At 73.1% G+C, this 22726-nt stretch carries 25 protein-coding genes; 13 read left to right on the forward strand and 12 right to left on the reverse strand.

All coding sequences use genetic code 11. The features are described 5' to 3' along the window. From mqo to HGK68_RS12105, 3 genes are all read left to right on the forward strand, one after another. Nucleotides 1–1407: a malate dehydrogenase (quinone) gene (gene mqo, locus HGK68_RS12095; RefSeq protein WP_169167107.1), complete on the forward strand. Its 1407-nt coding sequence runs from the start codon at nucleotides 1–3 to the stop codon at nucleotides 1405–1407. Between the two features lie 348 nt (nucleotides 1408–1755). Further along, on the forward strand, nucleotides 1756–2523 hold the full coding sequence (locus tag HGK68_RS12100) for a histidine phosphatase family protein (protein WP_169166187.1): 768 nt from the start codon (nucleotides 1756–1758) through the stop codon (nucleotides 2521–2523). After that, nucleotides 2520–3368 carry an NAD(P)H-hydrate dehydratase gene (locus HGK68_RS12105; RefSeq protein ID WP_169166188.1) on the forward strand — a complete coding sequence of 283 codons (849 nt, stop codon included), beginning with the start codon at nucleotides 2520–2522 and terminating at the stop codon, nucleotides 3366–3368. The genes HGK68_RS12100 and HGK68_RS12105 overlap by 4 nt, the downstream gene beginning before the upstream one ends. Before the next feature lie 4 nt (nucleotides 3369–3372). On the opposite strand, the gene HGK68_RS12110 is transcribed toward HGK68_RS12105, so the two are convergent. The 3 genes from HGK68_RS12110 to HGK68_RS12120 are packed head-to-tail and all read right to left on the reverse strand — an operon-like array spanning nucleotide 3373 to nucleotide 5433. Further along, the gene (locus tag HGK68_RS12110; RefSeq protein WP_169166189.1) at nucleotides 3373–4482 is read right to left on the reverse strand and encodes a CU044_5270 family protein; all 1110 of its coding nucleotides are present in this window, start codon (nucleotides 4480–4482) and stop codon (nucleotides 3373–3375) included. Continuing rightward, nucleotides 4479–5033: an RNA polymerase sigma factor gene (locus tag HGK68_RS12115; RefSeq protein ID WP_169166190.1), complete on the reverse strand. Its 555-nt coding sequence runs from the start codon at nucleotides 5031–5033 to the stop codon at nucleotides 4479–4481. The genes HGK68_RS12110 and HGK68_RS12115 overlap by 4 nt, the downstream gene beginning before the upstream one ends. Before the next feature lie 19 nt (nucleotides 5034–5052). Further along, the gene (locus HGK68_RS12120) at nucleotides 5053–5433 is read right to left on the reverse strand and encodes a peptidase inhibitor family I36 protein (RefSeq protein WP_169166191.1); all 381 of its coding nucleotides are present in this window, start codon (nucleotides 5431–5433) and stop codon (nucleotides 5053–5055) included. A gap of 76 nt (nucleotides 5434–5509) precedes the next feature. Here HGK68_RS12120 and HGK68_RS12125 point away from each other — a divergent pair, with 76 nt between their 5' ends. Then, the gene (locus HGK68_RS12125; protein WP_169166192.1) at nucleotides 5510–5992 is read left to right on the forward strand and encodes an NUDIX hydrolase; all 483 of its coding nucleotides are present in this window, start codon (nucleotides 5510–5512) and stop codon (nucleotides 5990–5992) included. 1 nt (nucleotide 5993) lies between these two features. Here the strand turns inward: HGK68_RS12125 and HGK68_RS12130 are convergent, their stop codons facing one another. Then, entirely contained in the window at nucleotides 5994–6380 is a 387-nt protein-coding gene (locus HGK68_RS12130) for a DUF1304 domain-containing protein (protein ID WP_169166193.1), read from the reverse strand. Between the two features lie 65 nt (nucleotides 6381–6445). Here HGK68_RS12130 and HGK68_RS12135 point away from each other — a divergent pair, with 65 nt between their 5' ends. From HGK68_RS12135 to HGK68_RS12155, 5 genes are all read left to right on the forward strand, one after another. Further along, complete coding sequence (locus HGK68_RS12135) at nucleotides 6446–6934, forward strand: SRPBCC family protein (protein ID WP_169166194.1); 489 nt, start codon at nucleotides 6446–6448, stop codon at nucleotides 6932–6934. Nucleotides 6935–7028: 94 nt separating this feature from the next. Further along, nucleotides 7029–7850, forward strand: a complete 822-nt coding sequence (locus HGK68_RS12140; RefSeq protein WP_169166195.1) for an alpha/beta fold hydrolase — start codon at nucleotides 7029–7031, stop codon at nucleotides 7848–7850. A 118-nt stretch (nucleotides 7851–7968) separates the two neighbouring features. Then, nucleotides 7969–8850: a manganese catalase gene (locus HGK68_RS12145; protein WP_169166196.1), complete on the forward strand. Its 882-nt coding sequence runs from the start codon at nucleotides 7969–7971 to the stop codon at nucleotides 8848–8850. A gap of 2 nt (nucleotides 8851–8852) precedes the next feature. Next, nucleotides 8853–9263 carry a hypothetical protein gene (locus HGK68_RS12150; protein ID WP_169166197.1) on the forward strand — a complete coding sequence of 137 codons (411 nt, stop codon included), beginning with the start codon at nucleotides 8853–8855 and terminating at the stop codon, nucleotides 9261–9263. Beyond that, complete coding sequence (locus HGK68_RS12155; RefSeq protein ID WP_169166198.1) at nucleotides 9260–10438, forward strand: zinc-dependent alcohol dehydrogenase; 1179 nt, start codon at nucleotides 9260–9262, stop codon at nucleotides 10436–10438. Before HGK68_RS12150 ends, HGK68_RS12155 begins: the two co-directional genes overlap by 4 nt. Before the next feature lie 53 nt (nucleotides 10439–10491). Here the strand turns inward: HGK68_RS12155 and HGK68_RS12160 are convergent, their stop codons facing one another. Then, a complete protein-coding gene (locus HGK68_RS12160; RefSeq protein WP_169166199.1) occupies nucleotides 10492–11223 on the reverse strand; it encodes a GAF and ANTAR domain-containing protein in 732 nt (243 codons plus the stop codon). A gap of 110 nt (nucleotides 11224–11333) precedes the next feature. Here HGK68_RS12160 and HGK68_RS12165 point away from each other — a divergent pair, with 110 nt between their 5' ends. Next, nucleotides 11334–12599, forward strand: coding sequence for a cytochrome P450 family protein (locus HGK68_RS12165; protein ID WP_169166200.1), 1266 nt, complete (start codon nucleotides 11334–11336; stop codon nucleotides 12597–12599). A gap of 18 nt (nucleotides 12600–12617) precedes the next feature. On the opposite strand, the gene HGK68_RS12170 is transcribed toward HGK68_RS12165, so the two are convergent. The 4 genes from HGK68_RS12170 to HGK68_RS12185 all read right to left on the reverse strand — a co-directional run bounded on the left by HGK68_RS12170 (nucleotide 12618) and on the right by HGK68_RS12185 (nucleotide 17557). Beyond that, complete coding sequence (locus tag HGK68_RS12170) at nucleotides 12618–12998, reverse strand: DUF779 domain-containing protein (protein WP_169166201.1); 381 nt, start codon at nucleotides 12996–12998, stop codon at nucleotides 12618–12620. Nucleotides 12999–13050: 52 nt separating this feature from the next. Continuing rightward, nucleotides 13051–14574: an aldehyde dehydrogenase gene (gene adh, locus HGK68_RS12175; protein ID WP_169166202.1), complete on the reverse strand. Its 1524-nt coding sequence runs from the start codon at nucleotides 14572–14574 to the stop codon at nucleotides 13051–13053. Nucleotides 14575–14674: 100 nt separating this feature from the next. Further along, complete coding sequence (locus HGK68_RS12180) at nucleotides 14675–15919, reverse strand: GAF domain-containing protein (protein ID WP_169166203.1); 1245 nt, start codon at nucleotides 15917–15919, stop codon at nucleotides 14675–14677. 27 nt (nucleotides 15920–15946) lie between these two features. Continuing rightward, nucleotides 15947–17557, reverse strand: a complete 1611-nt coding sequence (locus HGK68_RS12185) for an N-acyl-D-amino-acid deacylase family protein (RefSeq protein WP_169166204.1) — start codon at nucleotides 17555–17557, stop codon at nucleotides 15947–15949. A 98-nt stretch (nucleotides 17558–17655) separates the two neighbouring features. On the opposite strand from HGK68_RS12185, the gene HGK68_RS12190 reads away from it, so the two are divergent. The 3 genes from HGK68_RS12190 to HGK68_RS12200 all read left to right on the forward strand — a co-directional run bounded on the left by HGK68_RS12190 (nucleotide 17656) and on the right by HGK68_RS12200 (nucleotide 20384). Further along, entirely contained in the window at nucleotides 17656–18063 is a 408-nt protein-coding gene (locus tag HGK68_RS12190; protein WP_169166205.1) for a RidA family protein, read from the forward strand. A 76-nt stretch (nucleotides 18064–18139) separates the two neighbouring features. Continuing rightward, nucleotides 18140–19339 (forward strand): zinc-dependent alcohol dehydrogenase, encoded by a 1200-nt coding sequence (locus HGK68_RS12195; protein ID WP_169166206.1) that lies wholly within the window; start codon nucleotides 18140–18142, stop codon nucleotides 19337–19339. An 88-nt stretch (nucleotides 19340–19427) separates the two neighbouring features. Continuing rightward, nucleotides 19428–20384, forward strand: a complete 957-nt coding sequence (locus tag HGK68_RS12200) for a type II CAAX endopeptidase family protein (protein ID WP_169166207.1) — start codon at nucleotides 19428–19430, stop codon at nucleotides 20382–20384. Between the two features lie 57 nt (nucleotides 20385–20441). Here the strand turns inward: HGK68_RS12200 and HGK68_RS12205 are convergent, their stop codons facing one another. The 3 genes from HGK68_RS12205 to HGK68_RS12215 all read right to left on the reverse strand — a co-directional run bounded on the left by HGK68_RS12205 (nucleotide 20442) and on the right by HGK68_RS12215 (nucleotide 22511). Then, the gene (locus HGK68_RS12205; protein WP_169166208.1) at nucleotides 20442–21047 is read right to left on the reverse strand and encodes a DUF3618 domain-containing protein; all 606 of its coding nucleotides are present in this window, start codon (nucleotides 21045–21047) and stop codon (nucleotides 20442–20444) included. After that, nucleotides 21040–21387, reverse strand: coding sequence for a phage holin family protein (locus HGK68_RS12210; RefSeq protein ID WP_343036882.1), 348 nt, complete (start codon nucleotides 21385–21387; stop codon nucleotides 21040–21042). The genes HGK68_RS12205 and HGK68_RS12210 overlap by 8 nt, the downstream gene beginning before the upstream one ends. A gap of 254 nt (nucleotides 21388–21641) precedes the next feature. Continuing rightward, complete coding sequence (locus tag HGK68_RS12215) at nucleotides 21642–22511, reverse strand: hypothetical protein (RefSeq protein ID WP_169166209.1); 870 nt, start codon at nucleotides 22509–22511, stop codon at nucleotides 21642–21644. Nucleotides 22512–22726: the final 215 nt, after the last annotated feature.

Consider the following 22726-nt stretch of genomic DNA (forward strand, 5'->3'; position numbering starts at 1 on the left):
ATGAGCGCCACCCTCGCCACCCTGCTGTCCGAGTTGGAACCCACCTGGTCGGTGGAGGTGATCGAACGCCTCGACGCCGTGGCCCGGGAGAGCTCGGATGCCTGGAACAACGCGGGCACCGGCCACGCAGCCCTGTGCGAGCTGAACTACACCCCGGAGCTGCCCGACGGGTCGATCGACATCGCCAAGGCGGTGCGGATCAACGAGCAGTTCTCGCTGTCCACCGAGCTGTGGGACCACCTGATCGCATCCGGGCGTCTGCCGGGTGACGACTTCCGCACCCCGGTGCCGCACATGACGTTCGTGCAGGGTGAGCGGGACGTCGACTACCTGCGTCGTCGGCACGCGGCGCTCGCCGCGCACCCGCGGTTCGCGGCGATGGAGTTCTCCGACGACCCGGCCGTGATCGCCGAGTGGGCACCGCTGGTCATGGCCGGCCGGGAGCCGGGACCGGTGGCGGCCACCCGAGCACCGGACGGTTACGACGTCGACTTCGGTGCCCTGACCCGGCATCTGCTGGACGACCTGGACGCCCGCGACACCCGGATCGCCACCGGCGAGGAGGTCCGCGACCTGCGGCGGGGCCCGGGTGGCGGCTGGCAACTGCTGATCCAGGACCGCGCCACCGGTCGGGTGCGGGTGCTGAACGCCCGGTTCGTCTTCGTGGGGGCCGGTGGCGGCGCGCTCCGGCTGTTGCAGCGCTCCGGCATCCGCGAGATCCGGGGCTACGGCGGTTTCCCGATCGCCGGGCAGTTCCTGCGCACCCGCAACCCGGCGCTGGTCGCGGCGCACCACGCCAAGGTCTACGGGAAGGCAGCGGTGGGTTCGCCGCCGATGTCCGTCCCGCACCTGGACGCCCGGGCGGTCGGCGGCGGGCACGCCCTGTTGTTCGGCCCCTATGCCGGGTGGAGCATGAAGTTCCTCAAGCACGGTTCCTGGGGCGACCTGCTGCGCACCATCCGGCCGGACAACATCTGGCCGATGCTGTCGGTGGGGCTGAAGAACGTCGGGCTGCTGCGCTACCTGATCACGGAGGTGCTGGCAGGTCGCCAGCAGCGGATCGCCAGCCTGAAGGCGTACCTGCCCACCGCCGTCGACTCCGACTGGGAGCTGATCACCGCCGGTCAGCGCGTGCAGGTGATCAAGCCGGTGCCGGGGGGTGGCGTGCTGGAGTTCGGCACTGAGCTGGTCACCGCGGCGGACGGCAGCATCGCCGGTCTGCTGGGCGCCTCGCCGGGGGCGTCCACGGCGGCGTCGGCGATGGTCGACCTGCTGGAGCGCTGCTTCCCGTCCCGGATGACCGAGTGGGCGCCTCGGTTGCACGCGATGATGCCGTCGCTCGGCGCGGACGGGGTCGCGGACGCCGACGCCCCGGACGAGGACCCGGATCTGGTCGACCAGGCGTGATCGGCTGGTGACACGGGCGCGGCCCGCCAGAGTCGCCCCCTGCAGACTCCGACGGGCCGCCCACGGTGAAGTGCCCTCCACACGAGACCGTGTCATCCCGGTCATCCGGTGGCGCGTCGGATCTGTCACGTGGATCAGATGTGATCTGGGTCACATCAGCCAGGCAGAGGCGAAGGCCCCGGAGCAGGGGGTGATCCGGGACCTTCGCGCCGCGAGCCTAGCCCCACCCGAGCGCGCGTGGGCGACTTTCCACCGAACTCTCACCCGGGTGAGCACACTCCCGGTGGCTCCCCGGGATCGTCACGGCTCGGGATGCGCCCACCCGGCGGGCCTGGAACGGTGGCGTGCATGGTCAGCGAGTTGTGGCTGGTACGACACGGCGAGAGCACCGGCAATGTGGCCGCGACCCGTGCTGAACGCGCGGGCGAGGACGAGGTCGGCGTGCCGACCCGGGACGCCGACACCCCCTTGTCCGACACCGGCCGCGAGCAGGCGTCGGCCCTCGGTGCGCACTGGTCGCGGGCACAGGCACTCCCGGACACCCTCTGGTGCTCGCCCTACCTGCGCGCGCGGGAGACCGCCCGGATCGCCCTGGACGGCGCCGGGCTGCGGCTGCGCACCCGGGTGGACGAACGGCTGCGGGACCGCGAGCTGGGCGTGGTCGACGGCCTGACCAGCCACGGGATGCGCGCACGCTTCCCGCAGGAGGCTGCCCGGCGCGACCATCTCGGCAAGTTCTACTACCGCCCGCCGGGCGGGGAGTCGTGGACCGACGTCGCGCTCCGGCTGCGCTCGGTGCTGCGGGACATCCAGGACGGGCCCGGCGAGCGGGTGCTGATCGTGGCGCACGACGCGGTGATCTGGCTGCTGCGCTACATCCTGGAGGAGCTGGACGAGGAGAGCCTGTTCGCGCTGATCGGCCGGGGCAACGTCCGCAACACCTCGGTCACGGTGCTCAGGCGGCGGGACGACAGCTGGGTGGCGGATGAGGCCAACGACGTCGGGCACCTGGAGCGCTCCGACGCCGAGGTGACCGAGCACGCCGGCACCGAGGAGGCCGGTGCGCCCGCCCATCGGGGCGACCATCGGACCGCACCCGCGGGGCAGCCCCGATGAGCGCCACCCCGCTGACCCCGGCCGAGCTGCGCGGCTGGCCGCTGCCGGAGCGCGCCGGGAGCAAGGACGACCGCGGTGGTGTCCTGGTGATCGGCGGCGCCCGACCGACGCCGGGCGCCGTGCTGCTGGCCGGTGCGGCGGCGCTCCGGATCGGTGCCGGACGCCTCACCCTGGCCGTCGCGTCCTCGGTGGCACCGGCCTGCGCGGCCCAGTTCCCCGAGGCCGGGGTGCTCTCCCTGCCGGAGGACCCGGACGGTTCACCGACCGGTGCCGACGCACCCCGGTTGGCGCAGGAGATCGCCCGCACCGACGCGGTGGTGGTCGGTCCGGGGCTGGACGAACCGGAGGGCGCCGCCGCCCTGCTGTCCACGGTGCTGGCCACCGCCGACGGCGCTGCGGTGCTGATCGACGCCTTCGCCCTCGGCGTGCTGCCGGGGCTGGAGGTCGAGCTGCCCGACCGCACGGTGCTGACCCCGAACCTGACGGAGGCCGCCCGACTGCTGGACCAGGAGCAGGTGGATCCGCAGGACGCCGCGGCCCGGGTCGCCGAACGGTACCGGGCGGTGGTGAGCTGCGCCGGGCAGATCGCCCACCCGGACGGCCGTCGCTGGACCACCGCCTCCGGCCATCCCGGGCTGGGAACCTCGGGCAGCGGCGACGTGCTCTCGGGGGCGATCGGCGGGCTGTTGGCGGGCGGCTGCTCCCCGGAGCAGGCGGCGGCGTGGGGCACCGCGGTGCACGCCACGGCCGGTGACCGGTTGGCGGCGCGGATCGGACCGCTGGGCTTCCTGGCCCGGGAGCTCACCGAGGATATCCCGGGGCTGCTGGTGGAGTTCGGCGCCTGACCGGTCAGCTGTCCTGCGGCCCGGTGACGTCGGTCCAGCCCACCGCGAGGTCGTAGCGGAACTGGGTGACGGTCGGTTCGTCGATCTCCAGCAGCTCGGAGGACAGAGTGACCTCCTCCCGGCCGGCGATCGCGCCGGTGTCGGGGTCGATCAGCAACACACGCACCGTCGGATCCAGGTCCCAGTCGGCGGCCGGGAACGCCAGCGCGACGGCCCCCTCCCCGACCCGGTCGGTGACGGTCCCGGCCAGGCTCAGCCCCGGCTCGTCGGCCAGCACCTGCCACAGGGCGGCGTCCAGGTCGGCGGGCAGCACCAGGCGGTCGGCGAGGTCGGTGATCGCCAGGTAGAGACAGGTGGCGGTGTTCGGCGATCCCGGCTGGTCGCAGCCCAGGGACGACAGGCTGCCCAGCAGCTCGGCCCGCAGGGTGGCCGGGTCCCGGGACAGATCGGCCGCCTGATCCGGGTCGAACGTGCCCGCGGGCAGCACGTCGACGGCGGCGTTCGCCGGGGCGGTGTCGACCGTCTGGTCGAGGACCAGTGCACCGGAGGGCGCCAGCCCGGGTCCGCGCCACTGCACGAAGGTCGCCGACCCGTCCGGCGCGATCCAGGTCTCCCCGACGGTCGGCTCCACCGCCATCGTGGTGCTGTCGTCGCCCACGTTCACCGACAGCAGCCAGCTCTGCGACAGGGTGTGCTGCACGTCGCCGACCGGTTCCGGGTCCACCCGGGCGGCGGCGACGGCCGACAGCGCCGCCAGGCGGTCACCCGCGGGCTCCCCCTCACCCGCCGCCAGCGCCTCGGGGTCGATCGGATACGCCAGCATCGGCGGGGCGGCGGCGTGCGCGACCGGGTCACCGAGGTGCGAGGGCACCAGGCCGATCCCCACCGCGAGCAGCACCGCGGCGGCCGCGCCGGCGGCGACGGTCCACGGCGACCGGCGGCGTCGGCGTAGCGGCACCACGTTGTCCGGCGCCGCGTGCACGAGGGCGTCGACCCGGCGTGCCACCTCGGCGTCGGTCATCGACTCGTCCGTCGCGGGCGCGCCGAGTCCCACCTCGTCCAGCAGCGCCGCCAGCGCGTCGACCTCGGCGGCGGCGCGGCGCTCGTCGCTCATCGCGCTCCCCTCTCCCGGTCGAGTTCGTCCTGCAGTGCCGCCGCCAGTCGGGTGCGCGCCCGGGACAGCCTGCTGGTCACGGCGGTCACGCTGCAGCCGAGCTCCCGGGCAGCCTCGGTCGACGTCAACCCGCCCCAGACGGTCAGGGTCATCGCGTCGGCCTCCGCCTCGGGGAGCAGCGCGACCAACCGGCGTGCCCGGTCGTCGGCGGCCTGCGCGTCGGCCGGGTCGGGCGCGTGCACGAAGGCGTCGGCGGCGACCAGTTCGGTGCCGAGCGCCACCCGGCCCCGCTGGGTGTGCGCCTGGCGGATCTTGTTCCGGGCCACCCCGTAGACCCACGGCCGGACCCGGTCGGGTTCGGGCAGCTCGGCCCACCGGCGCCAGACGACCAGGAACACCTCGGAGAGCACGTCCTCGACCTGCTCGTCCGGCACCTGACGACGGATGAAGCCGCGCAGCGCCGGTGCCAGGTCGCGGTAGAGGTCGCCGAAGGCGGCGACGGCACCCGCCGCCGCGTCCGACTCCCCCGCGTCGCTGCCCCCTGCTGCCACGTCACCTTCAGATCACTCACTAACAGTTCGACGTGGTCATGGTACGGACGGAGCTGCTCGGGATGGACGTGGAGGTGAGCAGACCGCCCGCGTCCACGCACACCCAGCTGCCGGTGCCCCCGGCACCCGAGTAGAGCCGGACCGCCACCCCGGTGCGGTTCCAGACCGTGCGGGCGGTGGCGACCGCCGTGGACTGGGTGCCCGCACTGCCGGTGCTCCAGAACGCCCCGCCGTAGCCGACAGCGCCCCAGATGCAGAACCGGTTCGCGGCACACTGACCGGCGCTGAAGGCGTTCACCGTGTCGTCGTCGGCGTGCGCGAGGCCGGGCAGGGCGAACAGCAGGGAACCGGAGAGGGCGACCGCCGCCAACCGGCGACGCAGCGAGGATCGGGTGCTCATATCCAGGACATCCGATGGCCTCCCCCCCGGGTCACTGTGATGTTGGTCACAGTGAGGCCCCTGCCATACTCGCCGGGTGACCGAGCACTACGCGCATGACGACCACATCGACGGCCGCAGTCTGCTGGTCGCGGCCTCCTACCTGCTGGTGCTGGACGGCGATCGGGTGCTGCTCCAGCTCCGGTCCGGGACCGGCTACCGCGACGGGCACTGGGCGACGCTGGCCGGACACGTCGACCCGGGCGAGTCGGTGCACGAGGCGGCGGTCCGCGAGGCGCGCGAGGAGGCGGGCATCGCGGTCGACCCGGCCGATCTGGTGCCGCTGACCACGCTGCACCGGTTCGAGCGGTCGGGGCCGCAGGTCGAGCAGCGCGCCGACGTGTTCTTCCTGACCCGTGCCTTCACCGGCGAGGCGACGCTGCGGGAGCCGGACAAGGCGGCGCGGATGCAGTGGTTCGACCTGGACGCCCTGCCCGAGCCCCTGGTGCCGCACGAGGCGGCGGTGATCGCCGCCTGGCGGGCCGGTCAGCTGCCCGCCGTGTGGTCGATGCCGGCCTGACTCAGCCGGTGATCGCCACCAGCACGGCGATCACCGCCAGCAACGGGAACAGCCCCTGGGTGGCGGCGGCCCGACGCTTGTCCGGGGACGTCACCGCGAGCACCACGGCCGCTGCCAGCATCGACCCGGTCCCGGCCAGCACCAGCGCCGCGCCCACATCGGAGGATCCTGCCCCGAGGAAGACCACGCCGACCACGGTGATGATCGCCAGGAACAGGTTGTAGAACCCCTGGTTCAGCGCCATCGAGCGGGTGGCGAGCGCCTCCTGCTCGGTGGTGCCGAAGACCCGGCGGGCCCGCGGGCCGGTCCAGAGCACCGATTCCAGCACGAAGATGTAGACATGCAGGAGCGCCGCGAGCGCTGCCGGGATCATCGCCACGATGTACATCCCGCCATTGTGGCGGCTCCGGCAGGTGTGGCGGAATGGGAGCCCACCGACCGAAGGGGATCACCATGACCGTCGTCAGCGCCACCCCCGACACCGACGCCCTGAGCCTGACCGTCGTCACCGAGCTGCACGCCGCGCCGGAGCGGGTCTGGCAGCTCTGGTCCGATCCCCGCCAGCTGGAGCGGTGGTGGGGGCCGCCGACCTGGCCGGCCACGTTCACCGAGCTCGACCTGCGTCCCGGCGGTCGAGCCGCTTACGCGATGACCGGCCCGGACGGCGAGAAGGCCCCGGGGTGGTGGGAGTTCATCACCGTGGACGCCCCCGCATCGCTGAGCTTCATCGACGGCTTCGCGAACGAGGACGGCAGCCCGGACCCGCAGATGCCGGACAGCCGTACCTCCATCACCATCGAGCCGATCGCCGACGGCAGCCGGATGACGATGGTGTCCCGGTTCGCCGATGCCGCGCAGATGCGCCAGCTGGTCGAGATGGGGATGGTCGAGGGCATGACGGCCGCACTCGGGCAGATCGACGGCATCCTCGCCGAGGGCTGAGCCCGGCGGAGCCGACCCCTGGTGGGCCGGGCGATCAGGCCCTAGCGTCCGATCCGGGTGCATTCGCCCACTCGCCCACCAGGGAGGCTCCGCCATGCCGCACTTCACCACGTCGGACGGAACGCAGCTCTTCTACCGCGACTGGGGCTCCGGCCGCCCGGTCGTGCTCAGCCACGGATGGCCGCTGTCCGGTGATGCCTGGGACGTCGAGCTCAAGCTGCTCGCCGACCACGGGTACCGGGCCATCGCCCACGACCGTCGAGGCCACGGCCGCTCCGACCAGCCCTTCGCCGGCAACGACATGGACACCTACGCCAGCGACCTCGCCGAGCTGGTCGACCACCTCGACCTGCACGACCTGGTGGTGGTCGGCCATTCCACCGGCGGCGGCGAGGCGGTGCGCTACGCCGCCCGGCACGGGAAGGGCCGGGTGCGCAAGGTGGTCACCGCCGGGGCCGTCCCGCCGGTGATGGTCCGGTCCGAGGCCAACCCGGAGGGCACGCCGCTGTCCGCCTTCGACGACATCCGTGCCGGGGTGCTCGCCGACGCCTCGCAGTTCTACCGCGACCTCGCCTTCCCGTTCTACGGCGCGAACCGGGACGGCGCCCAGGTGTCCGAGGGTGCCCGGGAGCAGTTCTGGCGCCTCGGGATGCAGGCGGGGCTGCACAACGCCTACGAGTGCGTGCGTGCGTTCTCCGAGACCGACTTCACCGAGGACCTCCGGGCACTCGACGTGCCGATCCTGATCGCCCACGGCGACGACGACCAGATCGTGCCGATCCACGACGCGGCACTCAAGTCGATCGAGCTGGTCCGGGACGGCACCCTGAAGGTCTACCCGGGCGCCCCGCACGGGGTGTACGGCGCCTACCGCGAGGCCTTCGACGCGGATCTCCTGGCGTTCATCGCCGACTGACCGCGCCCGACATGCGCCTGGGCCCGACCCGACCCAGACTGGGTGAAACGCGTCGGGCCTAGGCGCGTGCGGCCGGGTCGCCGCACTCCCTGGGCGACCCCTCCCCGACAGGGGCGCGATGTTCTTCCATCGTCAAGAACTCCAGTTCAAGGCCACTCCGGAGAAGCCGGACGCCGTCTACGCCCGCAAGCTGCAAGAGGTGCTCGGCGGGCAGTACGGCGAGATCACGGTGGCCATGCAGTACGGCTTCCAGTCCTGGAACACCCACCTGCCCGGCAAGTACCGGGACCTGCTCTACGGCATCGGCGCCGAGGAGTTCGGTCACGTGGAGATGCTGGCCACGATGATCGCGCAGCTGCTGGAGAAGGCGCCGATCGGCATCGTGGAGGGCGCGGTCCAGAACGACCCGACCGTCGCGGCGATCATCGGCGGCACCGACCCGCAGCACGCCATCGTCGCCGGGGCGGGCGCCCGTCCGGTGGACTCCAACGGCAACCCGTGGAGCGCCGGGTACGTCACCGCCAGCGGCAACCTGCTGGCCGACTTCACGGCGAACGCCAATGCGGAGATGCAGGGCCGACTCCAGGTGGCCCGGCTCTACCACATGACCGACGACCCGGGTGTGCGGGACATGCTCAGCTTCCTGCTGGCCCGGGACACCATGCACCAGAACCAGTGGATCGCCGCCGCCCGCGAACTGCAGGAGGAGGGGCTGGAGGGGCTGCCGGTGCCGTCGAACTTCCCGCTGTCGGACGAGGCGCGCGAGGTGTCGTACCAGTACATCAACTTCTCCGACGGCACCCAGGCCGATCAGGGCAGCTGGGCCTCCGGTCCGACTCCGGACGGCAAGGGCGAGTTCAGCTACGTCGCCGAGCCGCCGGAGGGCGTCCCGGCACCGCCGCCCACCGTCCCCGACTCCCGGCTGTACGGGACGACCCCGATCCCGAACCCGATCGAGAAGGTGGCCGGCAAGGTCCAGGACGCCTTCCACAAGGAGTGAGCGTGCGTACCCGATCGCTGGTCACCACGGTGGCGGTGCTGTCCGCCGCCGCCGTGGTGGGCGCACGGCTGCGGGCCGGACTGCCGACGTCGCGGCCCGACGCCGACCTCCCGCTCGCGGTCACCGTCGTGTGGTCCGAGGACGAACTGACCGAACGAGCCGCCACGCTGCCGCCGGAACAGGCAGCGCTACTGGCCGCCTGTCATCGGTCCCCCGCGCCGGGCGGACGGGGCACGGAGTTGCGGCTGACCTCCGGTCATCCGGAGAGTCGTCAGGAACTGCGGCTCCTGAAGCAGGTTTTGGAGACCGGGCACCCGCTGCCCCCGGACGACACCAGTGGTCGGCCGCGGACCCCGGGCGGCCGGCTGCTCGACCTGGCGATCGCGAGCTCCGGACGGAGGGGACGACTGTGAGAGCGCTGGTCTGGAACGGTGTGAACGATCTGGCCACCGAGACGGTGCCGGATCCCCGACTGATCAACCCGACGGACGCGATCGTCAAGGTCACCGCGACCGTGACCTGCGGCTCGGACCTGCACCTGCTGGCCGGGTACGTGCCGTTCATGCGACACGGGGACGTGCTGGGGCACGAGTTCGTCGGCGAGATCGTCGAGGTGGGCTCCGAGGTCCGGGACCGCCGGGTCGGCGAGCGGGTGGTGGTCAGCTCCTTCGTCGCCTGCGGCACCTGCTGGCAGTGTCGGCAGGGCAACTTCTCGCTCTGCGACAACGGCAATCCCAATCCCGGCATCACCGAGGCACTGTGGGGATTCGCCCCCGGCGGCTGCTTCGGCTACTCGCATGCGATGGGCGGCTACGGCGGTTCGCACGCCGAGTACATCCGGGTGCCCTACGTGGACGTCGGCGCGTTCCCGATCCCGGTGGAGGTGCCCGAGCTGCGGGCGCTGTTCGCCTCGGATGCGGCGGCGACCGGGTGGATGGGTGCCGATCTGGGCGAGGTCGGCCCGGGTGACACGGTGGCGGTCTGGGGCGCGGGCGGGGTGGGCCTGATGGCCGCCCGGTCGGCGCAGATCCGGGGTGCTGCGCAGGTGGTGATGATCGAACCCCGCCAGGACCGCCGACGGTTCGCCGAGGACTGGTTGGGCGTGACCACCCTGCACCCGCGCGAGATCGGCGAGGGTCTGCTGGAGCTCACCGCCGGACGTGGACCGGACATCGCGATCGAGGCGGTGGGCATGGAGGCCGCCGCCGACACCGGGGTGCAGGCGGCGATGGATCGGGCCGGCCAGGCGCTGCGGATCCAGACCGAACGGGCCACCGGCGTCCGCGAGGCGATCTACCACTGCCGCAAGGGCGGCACGGTGGTGATCCTCGGGGTGTTCGCCGCCTGGGCCAACCGGTTCCCGCTCGGCGCGCTGATGAACAAGGGGCTGACCCTGCGCAGCGCCCAGGTGCACGGCCAGCGCTACGTCCCGACCCTGCTGGACCTGATGGCCCGCGGGGAGTTGGACACCGAGCGGATGGTCACGCACGAGCTGGGTCTGGAACAGGGCGCCGAGGCGTACCGCCTGTTCCAGCACAAGGACGACGGCTGCCTGCGCTCGGTGATCCGCCCGCACGGTCGGGCATGAGGACGGGCCGCGCCGGGCCGGTGGGATGCAGGCCCGGCGCGGTCGACTCTCGCTCAGACCAGCGAGGGAACCTCGTACGGCCGACCGCGGCGGCGCGCGCCCGGACCCATCGGCGGTTCGATGTCGAGCACCACCCGGTCCTGGACCCGGGCGACCTCCGGCTCGATCGGCCGTCCGTCACCGCCCAGCAGCGGGGAGTCCAGCCCGAGGGCCGCCAGCTCACCCCGGGCGGCGGCCTCGACCACCCCGGCCGCCAGCAACCGGACCGGGATGTTGCGATCCATGGACGTGCGGCGCATCAGCAGGAAGCTGTCCTCCACCGACTTGCCGGTCATCGCGGCCAGGATGCCCTTGGCCTGCTCGATGGTGGCGTGGCTGGCCGCCGCCTGCTGGATCTGCCGCGACGCCTCCGCGGCGGCGCGCTCCCGGATCGGGGCCGACATGTCCACCAGGTAGCCGTGCACCAGCCCGCCGGGCCGGTCGATCACCGAACCGACCACCAGCGCCTCGAAGTGCCGACGGCCGGCGTCCACCAGGCCGATCACCGACGCCCAGGTGCTCTCGCTGTGTTCCCAGAACTCCAACGCGTCGCGCCACTTCGCCCGATCGGCGACCTCGGTGTGTGCCCGCACCAGTCCGGTGGTCGGGGCGATCTCGCCCGGCTCGAAGCCGAACAGCTGGAAGCACTCCTCGTTCCACCACCAGCGCTCCTGCTCCACCTCGATGGTGAAGTGGCAACCGGTGGTGGTGGTGGTCGTGGTGCGCGTCGTCGTCTCGTCCGTCATCGTGGATTCCTGCCCGTCCGAAGGCCGCGCCCACTGCTGGGAACCGGCGCTTCACTCACCCCCGACGCTAGAGGGGCCGGGGGTCGTCGTCCACCGCACCAGGGAGCCCCATGCCCACGTCCGTCACCGTCTCGCCCCGTCCCCCGGTCCGCCTGTCGGCGCGGGCATCGGCGGTGCTGACCGCCCGCGTGCTCGCGCCACTGATCGTGCAGGGGCCGATCGTGCGGCGCGCTCCGATGGTGACCGCGGCGCAGCGCCTGGGCTGGGAGGCCGGGGCGGTGCGGCTGCTGGCGGACCTGGCCGAGCGCTACGACCGGCGACCGCTGCTGGTCCGGGTCGGGCCGCGGCGGATGCTGCTCCCGTTGCACGCGGACGACGCCCGCGCCGTGCTGGCCGACAGCCCAGCGCCGTTCACGCCGGCATCGGCGGAGAAACGCGCGGCGCTGCGGCACTTCCAGCCCCGGGCGGTGCTGATCTCCGATACCGACGACCGTCCCGCGCTGCGGGAGTGGAACGAGGCGGCGCTGCAACCCGGCGCGTTGCATCAGGCCGCCGGTCGCCTGATCGAGGTGGTCACCCGGGACGGGGCCGAACTCGCCGACCGGGCCCGGCGCCAGGGCACCCTGCGCTGGGACCAGATCGATGCGGCGCTGTGGGCCACCGTCCGGGAACTGGTGCTCGGCCCCGGCGGGCGATCCGACGCCGCCCTCACCGACGACCTCGACCGGCTGCGCTCCCGGGCCAACCTGGCGTTCCTGCGGCCCGCCGACCGGCGCCGACGTGCCCGGTTCACCCGCAGCCTGCTCGACCACCTGCGCGCGGCACCGGCGGACAGCCTGGCCGGAGCCGGACTCCTGCACGGCGGCTCGCCGGCCCTCGCCGCCACCCAGGTGCCGCACTGGTTGTTCGCCTACGACGCCGCCCGGATCACGCTGTGGCGCGCGCTGGCCGTGCTCGCCGCCCGACCCGACCGCCAGGACACCGTCCGACGGGAGGCAGCCACCCAGCCCGCGCACCGGCAGCAGGCGGCGATGGACGCGATCCGCGACGCGCTGCACCGGTGGCCCACCACCCTGGTCATCCTGCGCGACGCCACCGCACCGACCCGCTGGGGCGGCACCGACCTGCCCGAGGGCACCGGGGTCGCGCTGATCAGCGCCTACCTGCACCGCGACCAGGACGTGGACCTGTCGTTCAGTGCCGGACCGGTGATCTGCCCCGGGCGGGACGTGGTGGTCGACACGATGGCACCGCTGCTGGCGGCGATGGTGCGGGACACCCGGTGGTCGCCGGTCACCCACCCCGAGCTGACCGACGACGCCGGACCGGTGACGCTGCCGCACCACCGGATCGTGCTGGCGGCGACGGGCGTCTGATCGGCTGGCGGTCGGGCCCTACCCGGCCGCCGACCTCTCCTCCGCCGCCCACTCCGCGTCCGTCAGCAACCGCGACCGGATCAGGAACCGCACCCCCTCGGGTGCCTCCAGCGAGAATCCCGCGCCGCGACCCGGCACCAGGTCGATGGTCAGGTGGGTGTGCCGCCAGTACCCGAACTGGCTGCGGCTCATCCACACCGGGACGGTGAATCCCTCGTCGACCCGCAGCTCACCGAGGAGCACGTCCGCGTCGCCGGTCAGGAACTCGCCCGCCGGGTAGCACATCGGCGAGGAGCCGTCGCAGCAGCCGCCGGACTGGTGGAACATCAGGTCGCCGTGCTGGTCGTGCAGTCGCCGGAGCATGTCGGCGGCGGCGGGGGTGTGATCGACCCTGCTCATGGTGTCTCCCTCCCCCGTGGGCCCCGGTCGCCCGAGGCCCACGGGACGCCGGTCAGAAGAAGCCGAGCTTCTGCGCGGAGTAGGAGACCAGCAGGTTCTTGGTCTGCTGGTAGTGGTCGAGCATCATCTTGTGGTTCTCCCGCCCGACGCCGGAGCCCTTGTAGCCGCCGAAGGCCGCCGCCGCCGGGTACGCGTGGTAGCAGTTGGTCCACACCCGGCCCGCCTCGATGTCGCGCCCGGCGCGGTAGGCGATCGCGCCCTCCCGGGACCACACCCCCGCGCCCAGGCCGTAGAGGGTGTCGTTGGCGGTGTGGATCGCGTCCGCGTAGTCGACGAACGAGGTGACCGCGACCACCGGGCCGAAGATCTCCTCCTGGAAGATCCGCATCGAGTTCTTGCCCTCGAAGATGGTCGGCGTCACGTAGTAGCCGCCCGCCAGGTCGCCCTCCAGCTCGGCGCGGTGCCCACCGGTGAGGACCTTGGCACCCTCGGCCTTGCCGATGTCGATGTAGGACAGGATCTTCTCCAGCTGATCGTTGGAGGCCTGCGCACCGATCATCGTGTCGGTGTCCAGCGGGTTGCCCTGCTTGACGGCCTCGGTGCGGGCGATGGCGTCGGTGAGGAAGCCGTCGTAGATCGACTCCTGGATGAGGGCGCGCGACGGGCAGGTGCACACCTCGCCCTGGTTGAGCGCGAACATGGTGAAGCCCTCGAGCGCCTTGTCGTAGAAGTCGTCGCGGGCGCGGGCCACGTCCTCGAAGAAGATGTTCGGGCTCTTGCCGCCGAGTTCCAGCGTGACCGGGATGATGTTCTGGCTGGCGTACTGCATGATCAGCCGCCCGGTGGTGGTCTCGCCGGTGAAGGCGATCTTCCGGATCCGCGGACTGGACGCGAGGGGCTTGCCCGCCTCGACGCCGAAGCCGTTCACCACGTTCACCACCCCCGGCGGCAGCAGGTCGGCGATCAGCTCCATCAGGACCAGGATCGACGTCGGCGTCTGCTCTGCGGGCTTGAGCACCACGGTGTTCCCGGCCGCGAGCGCCGGTGCGAGCTTCCACACCGCCATCAGGATCGGGAAGTTCCACGGGATGATCTGCCCGACCACACCCAGCGGCTCGTGGAAGTGGTAGGCGATGGTGTCCTCGTCGATCTCCGAGATCGACCCCTCCTGCGCCCGGACCGCCCCGGCGAAGTACCGGAAGTGGTCCACCGCCAGCGGCAGGTCGGCGGCCAGGGTCTCCCGCACCGGCTTGCCGTTCTCCCAGGTCTCGGCGACCGCGAGCAGTTCCAGGTTCTGCTCCATCCGGTCGGCGATCTTGTTCAGGATCACCGCGCGATCGGTGGCGGTGGTCCTGCCCCAGGTGCGGGCGGCACCGTGTGCGGCGTCCAGGGCGCGCTCGATGTCGTCGGCATCGCCCCGGGCGACCTCGGTGAAGGTGCGTCCGGTGACCGGGGACGGGTTCTCGAAGTAGCGACCGGCGGCCGGGGCGACGTACTCGCCGCCGATCCAGTGGTCGTAGCGCTCGCGGTAGGTCGCGGGGCTGCCGGGCTGTCCCGGCGCTGCGTAGACGGTCATCTGCATGCCTCCGTGCAGGATCAGCGGGCACCGCGCCGTTGCGATGCACCGTGTCCGCGACGCTAGGCCGGGCAGGGTTGCAACCGCGTTGCACCGCCGGTCAGACCGGTCGCCCCAACCCGAACCGTCGCCGCAGCAGCTCCAGCCGACCGGTGGCCCGGGCGCGGGAGACCGAGCCGGGGGCGCTCAGCCGGGCCAGCTGTTCCCAGGCGGTCCAGTCGTCGACGCCCTCGTCCCGGTCCAGCCACCGTTCCAGCAGCACCGGGTCGGCGGCGTGCAGCACCGCCGCCCGCACGTCGGTCGCCACCGATTCGCGTACCCGGTCCACCCCGGGTGCCCGCGACCGGGGCAGCACCGGCCCGGGGTACTGGTCCAGCGCCGACCTGACGTCCCCGGCGGCCAGCGAGGCGCGCACCGTCGCCACGTCGGTGACCAGTTCCCCGGCGAGACGGTAGGGCCGCGACTGGGCGAGCACCGGCCCGACCACGCGGCGCAGCCGGGACACCTCGGCACGCACCGCCACGTCGGACATCGCGTCCGGGTGCAGCAGCACGGCGAGTTCGTCCGCGTGCAGGCCGCGCGGGTGCTCGGCCAGCAGCAGCAGGAGTTCGGCGTGCCGCAGGGACAGCGCCCGGGCGCCGGGTCCGGGGCCGTGCAGCACACCGGAGTCCGGGCGCAGCACCTCCAGGCCGGCCGCTGCCGGCACCGCCGGATGGTGCAGGGCGTCCCGGGCCCGCAGCTCGGACTCGACGGCGGTCGCGGTGGCCCGGACCAGGGAGAGCATCAGCAGGGACGCGGCGCCGTCCCGCCCGGTGACGTCCAGGGCGCCCAGCACCTGGCCGGCCGGATCGCGCAGCACGGCGGCGGTGCAGCTCCACGGCTGCACGGCCCGGCTGAAGTGCTCGGCGGCTCGCACCTGGACGGTCCCGCCGGTGGCCAATGCGGTGCCCGGAGCGTTGGTCCCGGCGTGGCGTTCGTCCCAGGCGGCCCCCTCGACGAATCCGACCCCCTCCACCGCCCGGCGCACCCGGGCGTCCCCGGCGATCCAGAGCAGGCGACCGTCCGCGTCGGTCAGCGCCACCAGGAACTCCTCGCTGACCGCGGCGTCCAGCAGCAGTCCGCGCACCACCGGCAGCGCGTGCCGCAGGGGGTGCTGCTCCCGATGGGCGTGCAGTTCGACCTCGGTCAGGGCGACCGGCGGCGTGGGGCGTTCGGGATCCACCCCGCCGCTCAGACTGCGCCGCCACGACTCGGCGACCAGCGGCCGGACGTCGGCGACGGTGCCCGTGGTCAGGAAGCGTTCGTGCGCCGCGAGGGTGCGTGCCAGCGTGCGGTCGGTCGGCACTGCTCACCCCCTTCGGTGCGTGAGGGGTCAGTCTGACTCCGCACCCGCGCGAGCACCAGGGTGAAGGTGCCGCAGCGCCCGGCCCGCCCGCACCGGTGTCCGCTCGCCCTCCTCGACCACCGGCACGCCACCGATGAGCACCCAGGGGATGCCCGTCGGCGGCAGCCGCGGCTCCGCGAAGGTCGCCCGGTCGGCCACCGTCGTCGGGTCGAACAGCACCAGGTCGGCGACGTACCCCGCCGCCACCCGGCTCCGGTCGTGCAGCCCCAGCCGTGCCGCCGGGGTGCCGGACAGGTGCCGGACCGCCTCGGCCAGGCCGAGCACTCCCTGGTCGCGCACGTAGTGCCCGAGGTACCGGGCGAAGGTCCCGGCGCCCCGGGGGTGCGGTTTGGCGCCGACCAGGATGCCGTCGCTGCCACCGGTGTGCCGGGGATGGCGCATGACGGCTCGCACATTCGCCTCGTCACCGACGTGCTGCAGGATGCCGGTGCCCAGCCGGTCGGCGATCAGCAGGTCGAGGAACACCTCCCCCGGCGGGGTGCCGCTGCCCCGGGCGAGGGCGGCGACGGTGCTGCCCACCCGGTCGGCGAGCGCGGGATCGCGCACCCCGGCGATCTCGATCGTGTCCCAGTCGACCGGGACGCCGTGGCACCCGTCGCTGCCGACCACCTCGACGTCGTGCAGCACCCGCTCGCGCACCGTGGGGTCGCGCAGCGCTCGCACGGTGGCGGCCGGACCGCCGGTGGCGACCCAACTCGGCAGCAGCGCGGACAGCGTGGTCGCTCCCGGCAGGTAGGGGTAGCTGTCCAGCGTGATGTCCACCCCGTCGGCCAGCGCGCCGTCCACCAGATCGAGCAACGCGCCCGCCCGACCCCGGTTCTCCGGGAAGTTCATCGTGGCGTGGGTCAGGTGCAGGGCGACCGACGATCGGCGGGCCACCTCGATCATCTCCGCATAGGCGGCCAGCGCGCCCGCCCCGTAGGACCGCTGGTGCGGGGCGTAGAACCCGCCGTGCCGGGCCACCACCCGACAGAGCGCGACCAGCTCGGCGGTGTCGGCGAACATCCCCGGCACATAGGTCAGCCCGGAGGACATCCCGAACGCCCCCTCGGCCATCCCCCGGTCGACCTGGGCGGCCATCGCGGCGAGCTCGGCGGCGGTGGCCGGGCGGTCGGCGGTGCCCACCACGTTCATCCGGATGGTGCCCTGAGGCAGCAGGTAGGCGACGTTGGTGGCACTCCCCCGGCGGTCCACCTCGGCCAGGTACTCGGCGACGCTGCGCCAGGTGAGGTCGAGGTCGGGGACGCCGTTCCACCCGGCGATCTGCTCCCGGATCATCGCCATCGTGGCGCCGGTGGTCGGCGCGTAGGACAGCCCGTCCTGGCCGAGCACCTCGGTGGTGACGCCCTGCAGGGTCTTGGCCAGGTGCGATCCGTCGGTCAGCACCGCGAGGTCGGAGTGCGCGTGCATGTCGATGAAGCCGGGTGCCACCACCAGACCGTCGGCGTCGATCACCCGGTGACGGCCGGGGTCCAGGTGGGTGCCGACGGCGAGGATGCGGCGGCCCTCGACCAGCACGTCGGCGGTGCGCGGCGGATCGCCGGTGCCGTCCACCACCAGGCCACCGCGGAGCAACATGCACTCAGTGCAGCGCGCCGGACGGGGACCCGTCCACCTCCGCCGACTCCGGTCCTGCACACTGCTCGTGAGCACCGCCCACCCGAAGGAGAGACCCGATGAGCCCGAAGTCCGCCGTGTCCACCCCGCACGCCCCAGCGCCAGCCCACACCTTCCACCAGGGTGTGCGCACCGGTCCGTTCGTGCAGGTGTCCGGCCAGGGCCCGGTCGACCCCGCCACCGGTGAGTACCTGTTCCCCGGCGACGTGGCGGCGCAGACCACCCGCACCCTGGAGAACGTCCGCGCCATCGTGGAGGCGGCGGGCGCGACCTTCGACGACGTCGTGATGCTCCGGGTCTACCTCACCACCCGGGACGACTTCGCCGCGATGAACGACGCCTACGGGGCCTTCGTCGGCGAGCACTGCCCCGGCGGCGTGCTGCCCAGCCGCACCACCGTCATGGTCGGGCTGCCGCGGGAGGAGATGCTGGTCGAGATCGACGCCTTCGCGATCGTCCAGGACTGACCCGCACCGAGTGGCCGACCCTCCGGAACGCACCTAGCGTCGCAGGACCGCACCGAGCTCGACGGAGAGGCACACCATGCGCGCACTGACCTGGCAGGGACTGGAGAACGTCAGCGTCGAGACCGTCCCGGACCCGACCATCCAGGACCCGACCGACGCGATCATCCGGGTCACCTCCACCGCGATCTGCGGCTCCGACCTGCACCTGTACGGGGTGCTGGGCATGTACCTCGACGCCGGGGACATCCTGGGCCACGAGGCGATGGGCGTGGTCGAGGAGGTGGGGTCGTCCACCGGCGATCTGAAGGTCGGCGACAGGGTGGTGATCCCGTTCGGCATCGCCTGCGGGACCTGCTTCATGTGTCGCCGCGGTCTGCAGTCCCAGTGCGAGACCACCCAGGTACGTGCCGAGGGCAAGGGTGCCGCGCTCTTCGGCTACACCCGGCTGTACGGCAGTGTCCCGGGTGGTCAGGCCCAGTACCTGCGGGTGCCGCAGGCACAGTACGGCCCGGTGGTGATCCCCGACGACGGCACCCCGGACGAGCGCTACCTCTATCTCTCCGACGTGCTGCCGACCGCCTGGCAGGCGGTGGAGTACGCCGCGGTCCCGTCGGGCGGCACCGTCGTGGTGCTCGGGCTCGGACCGATCGGCCAGATGGCGGCCAGGATCGCCCGGCACCGCGGTGCCGGGCGCGTGATCGGGGTGGACCTGGTGCCGGAGCGGCTGGCGATGGCGGCCCGGCACGGGGTCGAGGTCCTCGACACCGCGCACCTCGGCCAGGGCGACGTCGGGTCGGCGATCCGGGACCTCACCGACGGCCGGGGTGCCGATGCGGTGATCGACGCGGTCGGGATGGAGGCGCACGGCTCCCCGATCGCGGAGGCCGCCATGAAGGTGGTCGGCCGGCTGCCGGATCCGCTGGCCGCCGCCGCGACCGAGCGCGCCGGCACCGACCGGTTGGCGGCGCTGCTGACCGGGATCGACGCCGTCCGCCGGGGTGGCACGGTGTCGATCTCCGGGGTCTACGGCGGCGCCAAGGACCCGCTGCCGATGATGCAGCTCTTCGACAAGCAGGTCACGCTCCGGATGGGGCAGGCCAATGTGCGGCACTGGATCGACGACCTGCTGCCGCTGGTCCAGGACGAGTCCGACCCGCTCGGCGTGCTCGACCTGCGCACGCACCGGCTACCGCTGGAACGGGCGGCCGATGCCTACCGGACCTTCCAGCACAAGGAGGACGGCTGCATCAAGGTGGTGCTCGACCCCTCGCTCTGAGGCCGTCTTCCATCCTTCGGATGCATCGACCAGCTGCCACCGTTCGCGTCTGGAGCGGCCGCACCGCCCGTTCCTAGCGTGGTCGCCTATGACCACTTCAGCCACTCTCACCCACCCGCCCGCACGGCGACCCGGTGTCCGGGCCGCCGTGCGGGCGCACCCGTTGATCGCCTTCTTCACGCTGGCGAACCTGCTCAGCTGGGTCGCCTGGCTGCCCTACGTCCTGTCCCAGAACGGCACGGGCGTGTGGAGTTTCCGGTTCCCCGAGGTGCTCGGCACCAGCCAGATCACCGGCATGCTGCCCGGCGCATACCTCGGCCCGATCACCGCCGCGTTCCTGGTCACCGCGCTGGTCGACGGCCCCGACGGTCTGCGGGCCTGGGCGCGACGACTGTGGAAGTGGCGGGTGGCCCCGCGCTGGTACGCCATCACCCTGCTCAGCGTCCCCGCGGCGATGCTGCTGACCGGTCTGGCGTTCTCCGGTGGGCGGATCGCCGCGCCGTCGTCGGCCGCGCTGATCGCCTACGTCCCGATGCTGCTCTTCCAGCTGCTCACCACCGGCCTCGCCGAGGAGCCCGGCTGGCGCGACTTCGCCCTGCCCCGGCTCCAGGACCGGTTCTCCCCGGCCCAGGCCGCCTTCATCCTCGGCCCGCTGTGGGGGCTGTGGCACTTCCCGCTGTTCCTCACCGAGTGGGGTGGCTACCCCGACGCGTCCTGGACCCGCCCGGTGGTGTTCATGGCGTTCTGCATCGCGTTCAACATCGTCATGTCCTGGGTATTCAACCGGACCGGGCAGAGCCTCCCGCTGTCGATGCTGATGCATGTCAGCGCGAACACCTTCGCCTCGGTGCTGTGGGCCGAGGTGTTCCCGAGCCTGGACGGGGAGCTGCCGCTGATCGCGATGGCGACCGGGGCGGTGGTCGCCGCCACCGCGATCGGGATCGCCACCCGCGGGCGGCTCGGGTTGCCGCGGGCCGCAGCAGGGTCGGCGGTGTCCGCGGTGTCGGCGGTGTCGGCGGTGTCGGCCGACGGCTCCCGGGTCTGACCCGCCCGAACCACCTCGGGGGGACGCCGTGATGGGGCGTCCCCCCGAGGTGCCGTCTCAGGACTGGGGAGCCTGCCGCACCTCCTGCGCGGAGTCCTGGGCCTGGTCCTTCAGCTCGCTCGCCGCCTGACCGCCCTGCTCCTTGAGGTCCGATGCCGCCTCGGCCGCCCGGTCCTTGACCGCCGCGACCGCCTGCTGCGCCGGTTCGCGCAGGTCGTCGGCGACCTGCTGAGCCGCGTCCTTGACCTCCGGTGCGAGCGCCTGGGCCTGCTCCTTCACCGCCTGCGCCGCCCGCTGCTCCTGCCGGGTGGCCGGGACCAGCGACGAAGCGAGCCAGCCGACGCCGAAGGCGATCAGTCCGACCGCCAACGGGCTGCCGGTCGCCTTCTCCTGCAGGGTGCTCGGCGACCCCTTGACGCTCTGCGCCGCCGACCCGGCGGCGTCGCCGACACTGTGCGCCGCCGACCCGACCGAGTCACCCACGTCCTGCACGGTGCCCATCACCCGATCCCGCACGGCGCCGAGCCGGCCCCGCACCTTGTCCGCCTGACGGTGCGCCATCTGGCGCGGGTCCAAGGTGTCACCGACGGCATCCACATTCGCCGACAGGTCGGCACGGGTCTGCTCGATCTGGCGACGGATCTCGTCCGGGTTCTCACTCATGGTTCGCCTCCCCGTCGCCCTTCAGGGCGTTCGGAATCTTCTTCACGGTCTCGGCGGTGCGCGGGGCACCCTTCACCCGGCGCAGCTCACCGCGGCCCCGGAGAGCGAGGATCCCGGCCACGACGGCCCAGATCACCGCGACGATCAGCGCCGACCACGCCTTGCCGATCGGCAGCCCCCACCACAGCGCGACGCTCAGGAACAGCAGCACGAACCACCCGGCCACCCCGGCGCCCGCGAGCATCCCGCCGCCGGTGCCGGCCCGCTTCGCGGACTGGGTCAGCTCGGCCTTGGCCAGGTCGACCTCCTGCCGGACCAGCAGCGACAGATCCTGGGTCACCGCACCGATCAGGTCACCCAGCGACGGCCGTTCCCCGTCCTTCGACCCGGCACCGTGTTCGCCGGGCCCGCGTTCGCCAGCCCCGTGCTCACCGGCCCCGTCGTCACCGCCGCTCGGACCTGCCCCGCAGCTCGGCCCCGTGTCCGCCCCGGGCCCACTGCTCACGCCCGGCCCAGCCGTGACCCGCGGGTCCGCCGCCACGCTCGGATCGCCCGGCGACGTCCCACCGGCCGCACGCGGATCGATCGGCCCGGTCACGGCCGGTCCTCCCGCACCTCACCGGTCAGCGGGTCCAGCGACGCTGTGTCGCCGGTCGCCCCACCGCTGGCGGCCCACGCGTCCTCCTCCGCCCGCGTCCCGTCCAGATCGGCACCGGGCGACGTGCTCGGGTGCGTCCCGCCCGGCTCGCCGCCGAACCCGTAGCCGGCGGTCTCCGCGGTCGCGGGCTCCGGGGCGGGGACTCCGGTGTCCGTCCCGTCCGACGCCGCGCCCAGGTCGCCCCCCAGGCCCGGACCTGGCTGCGCCGGAGTCGGCTCGGTGATGGCCCCCGACCCGCTCCCGCTGAGACCCGCCGCACCGGATCCGACGTCGCCGACACCCGACCCACCGCCACCCGACCGGGCGGTGCCCGACGACGACGGTGCGTCCTTCAACCCCCGGGTCAACCGCCCGGCGGCCACCCCGGCGCCCAGGGCCAGCGCGATGAACACCCCCGGCCGACGCCGCGCGAAGTCGGTCACCTCGTGCAGCACGTCCCCCGGCTCGCGGTCCTCCAGCCAGGTCGCCACCGCGGCGGTCTGCTCCCCGGCCTGCCGCACCAGATCGGTGCCCAGCCCACCGTGCTCCGACCCCGCGGCCATCCGGTCCAGCTCGTCGCCGAGCGACCGGAGACTGGCAGCCGCCCGGGTCTGCTGCTCCGAGGCCTGCTCCCGGACTCCGCTGCGCGCCTGGCCCAGCAGGTCCCGCGCCTGATCCTTCACCTCGCCGGCGACCTGACCACCCTGGTCCTTGGCCTCGTGCAACAGATCCTGGCCGCTCTCGGCCGCCGACTGCGCCAGCCCGGCAGCTTCGTCCTTCGCCGTGGACGCGGCAGCTGCCGCCCCACCCGTCTCCTGCGTTGTCATCGTGTCGACCTCATTCGCTCGCGACTGAGTCCCGGAGCGACCCGACGCCAGACACAGGTGCGGAACGACCTGTGCTGCACGGTCCGCTGCGGGGATGCGACAGCGCGGCGCAGCCCGGTCAGGCGCCGCCCAGCACTGCCGGGTTGCGCCGACGGGCTTCTTCCGCCGGTGCGATGCAGGAGGCACGAATGCCTCACGGCTCACGCTAGGGGGTC

It is taken from the genome of Cellulomonas taurus, from assembly GCF_012931845.1.
In the GTDB taxonomy this organism is placed as follows: domain Bacteria; phylum Actinomycetota; class Actinomycetes; order Actinomycetales; family Cellulomonadaceae; genus Cellulomonas; species Cellulomonas taurus.